4 protein-coding genes and 2 pseudogenes are annotated in these 8,051 nt (G+C 40.7%); 4 read left to right on the top strand and 2 right to left on the bottom strand.

Annotated features, from left to right (window positions below; all coding sequences use genetic code 11):
- Both BZK24_RS07735 and pta read right to left on the bottom strand, forming a co-directional pair.
- Positions 1 to 1,033, bottom strand: a pseudogene (locus BZK24_RS07735) (acetate/propionate family kinase); the annotation flags it as partial.
- A gap of 16 nt (positions 1,034 to 1,049) precedes the next feature.
- Positions 1,050 to 2,590 (bottom strand): annotated as a pseudogene (gene pta / locus BZK24_RS09710) (phosphate acetyltransferase).
- Positions 2,591 to 2,845: 255 nt separating this feature from the next.
- Here pta and BZK24_RS07720 point away from each other — a divergent pair.
- The 4 genes from BZK24_RS07720 to BZK24_RS07705 are packed head-to-tail and all read left to right on the top strand — an operon-like array spanning position 2,846 to position 7,997.
- Positions 2,846 to 4,408 carry a flagellar hook-length control protein FliK gene (locus tag BZK24_RS07720; protein WP_077657072.1) on the top strand — a complete coding sequence of 521 codons (1,563 nt, stop codon included), beginning with the start codon at positions 2,846 to 2,848 and terminating at the stop codon, positions 4,406 to 4,408.
- A 50-nt stretch (positions 4,409 to 4,458) separates the two neighbouring features.
- Positions 4,459 to 5,550 (top strand): flagellar hook assembly protein FlgD, encoded by a 1,092-nt coding sequence (gene flgD / locus BZK24_RS07715; protein ID WP_077657071.1) that lies wholly within the window; start codon positions 4,459 to 4,461, stop codon positions 5,548 to 5,550.
- Positions 5,547 to 7,364: a flagellar hook protein FlgE gene (locus BZK24_RS07710; RefSeq protein WP_001000261.1), complete on the top strand. Its 1,818-nt coding sequence runs from the start codon at positions 5,547 to 5,549 to the stop codon at positions 7,362 to 7,364. The genes flgD and BZK24_RS07710 overlap by 4 nt, the downstream gene beginning before the upstream one ends.
- Before the next feature lie 51 nt (positions 7,365 to 7,415).
- Positions 7,416 to 7,997 carry a restriction endonuclease gene (locus tag BZK24_RS07705; protein WP_143424396.1) on the top strand — a complete coding sequence of 194 codons (582 nt, stop codon included), beginning with the start codon at positions 7,416 to 7,418 and terminating at the stop codon, positions 7,995 to 7,997.
- Positions 7,998 to 8,051 lie beyond the last annotated feature (54 nt).

Genomic DNA, 8,051 nt, shown 5'->3' with positions numbered 1-8,051 from the left:
TTTTTCACACACGCTCTCTCTTAAAGCCGAGTAGTTTTCCCCTAATCCCCCTGTAAAAATGATCGCATCTACTTTTTTTAAGACTACCATGTAAGCCCCGATATACTTTTTAATACGATAAGCACACATTTCAAAAGCGAGTTTGGCTTGTTTATCGCCTTTTTCTTTTCTGGCTTCTATGTTTCTCATTATCCCCACAAATGCCCTTCAGCCCGCTCTCATAATTTAGGATTTTCATCACTTCTTCTAAGCTCTTGTTCGTGCATTGCGCAGTATATTCCACGACAGTGGGGTCAATATCCCCACACCTTGTGCCCATAATCAAGCCTTCTAAAGGGGTTAGCCCCATAGAAGTGTCCACGCTTTTACCATTTTGAATGGCGGCTGCGCTTGAGCCGTTCCCTAAATGCAAAGTGATAGCGTTAAATTTCTCATAAGGGATATGCAAATACTTCGCCGCTTCTTTGGCCACATAATGGTGTGAAGTCCCATGGAAGCCATAGCGCCGGATTTGATACTTTTCATACAATCCATAAGGTAACGCATACATGTAAGCGTAACTGGGCATGCTGGCATGGAATGCGGTGTCAAAAACAGCGATTTGAGGGATATGGGGGTGCGCTTTTTGGACAAACTCAATACCGGCCAAATTCGCCGGGTTGTGTAAGGGGGCTAAAATAGAGAGATTGCCAATTTCTTGCATGACTTTTTCATTGACTAAAACCGGGGCATGGAATTTATCCCCCCCTTGAACCACACGATGCCCTATAGCGTCAATTTGATTGAAATCTTTGATGATCCCCATTTTCGTTAAATTCTCACGAATCATTAAAAGCCCGCTCGCATGATCTTTAATCACAAGCTTTTCTTTTAATTCTTGATCGTTATGGTGCAAATGCGATTTGATTTTCAACTGCCCTATTTCTTCGCCGATTTTTTCGGCTAAACCGCTCGCTAAGGGCTTGTTTTCTTTCATGTCAAACAACTTAAACTTAATAGACGAACTGCCCAGATTCAACACTAAAATTTCCATAATCTCTCCTAATCAATCAATCTTGCGCTTGAATGGCGCTAATCAAAACGGTGTTGATAATATCTTCCACTAAAGCGCCCCTACTCAAATCGTTAATGGGCTTGTTCAAACCTTGTAAAATGGGCCCTATCGCCACGGCCTTAGCGCTCCGTTGCACCGCTTTATAGCCAATATTCCCAGCGTTTAAATCCGGGAAAATAAAAACGCTAGCTTGCCCGGCCACTTGGCTGTTAGGCATTTTTTTCTTGGCTACGCCTTTATCAATGGAAGCGTCAAATTGCAAAGGGCCATCAATTTCTAATTGCGGATCTAATTTTTGCGCGATTGTTAGGGCTTCTTTGATTTTGTCTATCATTTCGCCTTGAGCGGAATTTCCTGTCGCATAAGAGAGCAAGGCCACTTTAGGCGCGATATTGAATTGTTTGGCACTTTGTGCGGAAGTGGTAGCGATCTCGGCTAATTCTTTAGGGCTAGGGATAATGGCACAATCCCCAAAGACTAACACTTGAGTGTCCAAACACATTAAAAACACGCTTGAAACCAAGCTCACGCCGGGCTTAGTTTTAATGATTTGTAAAGCGGGCCTAATGGTCTCAGCTGTGATTGACCCCAGAAACCATGGCATGCGCATAGCCTAAATGCACGAGCATGGTCGCAAAATAAGTCTTATCCAACACTAATCGCTCAGCTTCTTGCTCACTCAATCCCTTTGATTTTCGCAATTCATACAAATGATTAGCGAATTCTTCTTTGTAGCTAGAAGTGTTGGGATCGATGATTTCTACATTTTCTAAATTCAAGTTCAAATTTTTCGAATTAATGGCTTCTTTATCGCCTAATAAGATCAATCCTACCGCACCCATGGCGTTCAAACGATGCGCGGCTTTTAAAATCCTTTCATCTTCGCTCTCTGGTAAAACCACTTTTTTAATCTGTTTTTTAGCCTTTTTTTCCAAACTCCTTTGAAAGGCTAAAGGGGTAATAATCTCGCTTTTTGTTTGCAACACGCTTTCAATCACGCTCGCTTCTAATTCGCATTGTTGCTTGCAAAGAGACGCGCTCAAAAAATGTGGTTTTTCAAGCATTTCGCCCGCAAATAGCCCTACAGCGAAAGGGGCTTCTTTTTTGAGGATATGAGAATGCATGGCTTTCAAATATTCCAAACTCGTTTGCGCGACAGCCACCACAGGAGCGTTTAAATGCTTGGCTAAAATGGTGTTTAAGTCTAAAAGAGCGTTTAAGAAAAACTTCGGCGTATACCCTAAATTAATGACAAAATCATGCGTGGTTTGTAATTCATCATAGCGTTTGAGAATCGTTTCAAATAGTAACTCTTCTTGAGCGGTGCTTACAAGCTCTAAAGCCTTTTGTTTGTCTATAGCGCTATGAAATTCTAAAGGGTTCAAGCCATAGCGCTCCCCCAAAGCCCTCACACCCCCCACTAATGGGCGAAAACAAGGCGATTTTTTGATAACGAGGCTTTAGTGCTTTTAAAAGGCTCTTACAAGCAACCCCTAAAACTTCCATATCCTCTGGGTAAATCCATAAACTTTGCATGCCAATCTCCCTAAAATCATCGTTTTTATTTAATTGTAGCAAAATTTAATTAAACCTAAACGAAACCATAGTTTTAAAAACCTCTGTTCTCATTAAGCGCGAATAACGACAACTTTTATTTTTAAAAAATAAAAAATGGGGTTTTTCGTTTTAAAAAACACCTTTAGCATTTTTAGATTTGATCACACATATTAAGGAACTCTTTTTGCTTGACTCCCACCATGTAAAATAAAAGAGTTGTTTTAAAGGATAGTCATGCCATCTCCTGTTAATCCCATTCACACCAACGCAAACGCTTTAAACAGCGGAGCGAAAAACGAAGTTAAAGACGCCAAAAACGCCCCTAAAAGCGCATCAAAGGATTTCAGCAAGATCTTAAACCAAAAGATCTCTAAAGACAAAACCGCCCCTAAAGAAGATCCTAACGCTTTAAAAGCCACGCCCAAAGATGCTAAAGAGGACGCTAAAGCTCTTGAAAAAAGCCCTACCCTACCCCACCAACACGCTCAAAATCCCGCTAAAAACCAACAAGCCCCTACCCTAAAAGATTGGCTCAACCACCCAAAAACCCACCCAACAGCCGAACATGAGGCTCAACATGAAACCCATGAGGCTAATGAAACTAACCCCAAAAACCCTAACGAAACTTTAAGTAAGAATGAAAAAAAGCCTAACGAAGTTACTTCTAACGCTCATCAAACAAACTTGCCTAATAAAAACCCTATAACCCCCACTAACCACGCTAACAACGCTATCAAAACCCCTACCACCCCAACCCATAACGCTAAAGATCCAAAAACCCTTAAAGACATCCAAACGCTCAGCCAAAAACATGACTTAAACGCTAACAACATTCAAACGGCCACGACCCCAGAAAATAAAAACCCCTTAAATGCGAGCGATCAGTTCGCCTTAAAAACAACGCAAACGCCCACTAACCACACCCTTGCAAAGAACGACGCTAAAAACACCGCTAACCTTTCTAGCGTTTTGCAATCCTTAGAAAAAAAAGAATCGCCAAATAAAGAACACGCAAACCCCCAAAATAATGAAAAAAAAACGCCCCCTTTAAAGGAAGCTTTACAAATGAACGCTATTAAAAGGGATAAAACGCTTTCTAAAAAAAAGCCAGAAAAAACCCCCATTCACGCTAAAACTCAAACTACAGCCCCAAGCATAGCGCCAGAAAATGCCCCTAAAATCCCTCTTAAAACGCCCCCTTTAATGCCTTTAATAGGAGCTAACCCCCCTAACGATAATATTCCAACGCCCTTAGAAAAAGAAGAAACAACTAAAGAAGTAAGCGACAGTAAAGAAAAAGCTAAAGAATCTAGTAGCAGCGCTCAAAGCGCGCAAAACACCCAAGCTAGCGATAAGACAAGCGACAATAAAAGCGTTACCCCTAAAGAGACGATCAAGCATTTCGCCCAACAATTAAAGCAAGAAATCCAAGAATACAAACCCCCCATGAGTAGGATCTCTATGGATTTATTCCCTAAGGAATTAGGCAAGGTTGAAGTGGTTATTCAAAAAGTGGGTAAAAACCTTAAAGTGAGCGTGATTTCTCACAACAACAGCTTACAAACCTTTTTAGACAACCAACAAGATCTCAAAAACAGCCTGAACGCTTTAGGCTTTGAAGGGGTGGATTTGAGCTTTTCGCAAGATTCTTCCAAAGAGCAACCCAAAGAGCAACTAAGAGAGCCATTCAAAGAACAGGAATTAACCCCCCTAAAAGAAAGCGCCCTAAAAAGCTACCAAGAGAATACAGACCATGAAAACAAAGAAACGAGCATGCAAATCACTCTTTATGCGTGATTTTAAGCGAGTTTGCCCTATAATAAGACATCTTTAATAAGGAAGAGATCATGGCCATTGATTTAGCAGAAGTTACAGGAGCTAAAGCCGCACAAGAAAGGAAAAAAGAGCAGCCCACCATCGCTAACGGGTTGGATAAAAACGCTTTCATGAAACTCTTTTTAGAGCAATTGAAAAATCAAGACCCCACCGCTCCTATGGAAACGGATAAAATCATCACCCAAACCGCGCAACTCACGCAAGTGGAAATGCAAGAAGAAAACAAAAAGACCATGCAAGAAGTCGCCAGTGCGATGAAATCCAATAAAGAAACTAACGAATCTTTAAAAGACTTTCAAGGCGCTTTAAAAGACACCATGGAAAACCTGAATAAAGGCATGGACGATAGCTTGAAAGCGAATAACGCTTTAAGGGAAGTAACGGCCCTTAATTCTGTGAGCATGATAGGCAAAATCGCTGAAACCGATGTGAGCGGGGCGAATTTTGACGGCAATAACAAGCTTTCTTTTTCGCTCTTTTTTGATGAAAAAATTGACGCTTCTAAAGGAGTGCCAGCGATTCAAATCCTAAACGAAAACAATGAATTAGTCAAAACGATTCCTTTAAAAGATTATAACGGGCAAAAAGGGTATATCAATTTTGAATGGGACGGCACAAACGAAAAGGGCGAAAAAGTCCCTAAAGGCAATTACAAAATCAAGGCTGAATACAATTTAGACTCTCAAAGCAAGCAGTATTTGCAAACGCGCATTGGTAGGGGCGAAGTGGAGAGCGTGATTTTTGATAAAGGCAAACCCATGTTAAGAATGGGCGAAATGATTTTACCCATAGACAGCGCGATAGAGTTTTATCAACCGGATCAAAAACCGCTTGATCAAAAACTCTCGGATCAGAAGCCTCAAAAACTCTCTGAGCAAAAACCGCTTGATCAAAAAATCTCGGATCAAAAACTGCTTGAACTCTCTGAACAGAAACCATTTGATCAAAAGCCTCAAAAACTCTCGGATCAAAAACCACTTGATCAAAAGCCCCTTGATCAAAAACTCTCGGATCAAAAACCACTTGATCAAAAACCACAGAAACCCCTTGAACAGAAAATCTCTGATCAAAAACCCCAAACCCCCCCTAAAGAGACAGCATGAACGACACCTTATTAAACGCTTATAGCGGGATTAAGACCCACCAGTTTGGCATTGACAGCCTTTCAAACAATATCGCCAATGTCAATACTTTAGGCTATCGCTCCAATGATCCGGAGTTTAAAACCCTGTTTTCTTCGCATTTAGACGCTTTGAACGCCAAATCCGTTGTGGCTAACGACCGAAATTACGGCGTTACAGGCTCAGGCAATGTCCTTTCTAATAAAGACGGGGAATACATGCCAAGCGAGGGGGAATTTCATATGGCGTATCAAGGCAAGGGCTGGTTTGTGATAGGGCCCAATAAAAACGGAGAGATGACCATTAATAAAGACGGCTTTAGCAAAAAACAGGATAATTTTCTCACGCGCGCCGGTAATTTCGCACGAGACGCTGATGGCTATTTAGTAACCCCTGAGGGCTATTATGTTTATGGGATTGATTTGAAAAAAATCAAAGACGGCACGCTCAATTCCACCGCTAGAGATGAAGATATTGAAAAATTGCATGGCAACACCCTTTCGCCCTTACAAATCCCCCAGGATTTGACTTACCAGCCCGTGCTTAGCACGAAAGTGGGTATTAGCGTGAATCTAAACCCTAAAGACCATTTAAAAGGCGTGCAAGATTTTTTCTTAAACGATAAGGGCGAGATTATTAAGGAGCGTTTTTTAAACCAGGACATTAACGCTTTAGCGAATAACGATAACGAGCCCATAGACGCGATCACTAATCGCAAGTTAAACGTCAGTATCCAAAAAGAAGATGGCAAAAAAGAGGATTTTGTTTTCACTTATGGGGACGCTGAAAAAGGCGAAAACCAATTCAAAACTTTAGGCGATTTGCAAAAACTCCTTAAAGAAAAAACCGGGCTAGACCTAAACCTCATCAAAAGCGAAAAAGACGCCAAAAGCCCCCCCCTATTATTAGAGATCGCTAATCCTAGCGAAACGCCTATCACCTTTAGCTTGAGTGGGGGCATTGCGGATAAATTGGGCTTGAAAGCGGACGGAATGGAATTGAAAAAGGGCATTAGCAGGGATTCAGTAGCGATTAAAATCCCTTATTACAGCACAGAAGTGGATATTTATGATAAAGCTGGGGATAAATACTTGCTCCAAAGCGAATACTACATGACTAATTCCAACGATCCCACATCAAGCCCCACGAGTAAAAGGAAAAACCAAACTTGGGAAGTGAAAAGCTATATCGTGGATCCTAAAAACAAAACCCCTATTAATGATCCTACTTGGGAAATTGTCGGCTTTGATTCAGCCACGCACAAAATGAAATCCGCCCCCATGACTTTGGATTTTAAGGGCAATAAGCTCACCTATTCACTAGATAAGAGCGAAAACCATGATTCTAGCGATTTGTCTTACCAAGACTCTAAACTCTTAGAAGCGAGTCAAGACGGCAAGCCTAGGGGTATTTTTAGAGACATGCGCATTGAAGAAAATGGCGTGATTTCTCTAGCCTTTAGTAACGGGGTGGTAGAGCCGGTCGCTCGCATCGGTATTTTAGCTTTCACTAACGATCAAGGCCTAAGGAAAATCGGCGGTAACCTCTATGAAATGCAAGAAGGCACCATTAATGGCGAAAACAGACCCCTAAGCGGTAACCCCATTTTAGGGTGGGACGAAGAGGGCAAGCTCAAGTTTGGGAAAATCAGGCACAAATATTTAGAAACGAGCAACGTGAATGCCGGGAACGCCCTAACCAATCTCATTTTAATGCAAAGAGGCTATTCTATGAACGCTAGAGCCTTTGGCGCGGGCGATGACATGATTAAAGAAGCCATTAGCTTGAAAAAATAAGGGGCTAAAATAAGGAGTGTGGTAAAATATCCTTTTTAATAAGGATATTTAATGATACCCACACAGCTTAATGAAATTGCAGAATTTTTAAGAACGAACCCTTATAATTTGTCTCAACCCTTACAAGAAGGGCGATTAAATTCATTGGTCAATGAAGAAGAAATTTTAAATACCATTAAGGATTATTTTCCTATCCAACTGCCAAAAGCCAGAGAGTGGTGGGATTTTAGTTTTGAAGAAAATAAGATTTTTTATCCTGTTAATATTAAAACCACCACCACAAAAACCGCTGACAATCTTAATTGCAAATTAGGGATTTATTATGCGTTATGCGGCTTATTGCCGGAATTTAATAACGAAATCGCATGGGAAAAATACTTTCAAAAACTTCATAAAGACTTGGGCACAAACACTAATAGGGATTATTATTTTTTAATTATCAACAAAAACGATCCTAAAGATGTTTTTATCAATTCCTTAAAAGGCATTCAAACTCTTCAGCCCAATAACTTGCCCTTTCAATGCAAGTGGGATAACAACAGAGAAATCGTTCAAAGAAACTTTGATGAAAGTAAAAACTTCATCTTAAGCGCTTTAGCCAAAAGTGTTAAGTTACGAGCTAATATTTATTAAGAGAATTTTTTGGAGGGTTTTTTGAATAAATGGGATATTGAAACCGGGTTTAGA

This window comes from Helicobacter pylori (assembly GCF_001998165.1).
GTDB lineage: Bacteria > Campylobacterota > Campylobacteria > Campylobacterales > Helicobacteraceae > Helicobacter > Helicobacter pylori_DL.
Note: the sequence above shows the minus strand (reverse complement) of the source record. Positions and strands in the feature narration are given on the sequence as shown.

Coding starts and splice junctions, on each gene's coding strand:
- BZK24_RS07705 (WP_143424396.1), top strand. CDS start 7,416: ATGATACCCACACAGCTTAATGAAATTGCAGAATTTTTAAGAACGAAC.
- BZK24_RS07720 (WP_077657072.1), top strand. CDS start 2,846: ATGCCATCTCCTGTTAATCCCATTCACACCAACGCAAACGCTTTAAAC.
- flgD (WP_077657071.1), top strand. CDS start 4,459: ATGGCCATTGATTTAGCAGAAGTTACAGGAGCTAAAGCCGCACAAGAA.
- BZK24_RS07710 (WP_001000261.1), top strand. CDS start 5,547: ATGAACGACACCTTATTAAACGCTTATAGCGGGATTAAGACCCACCAG.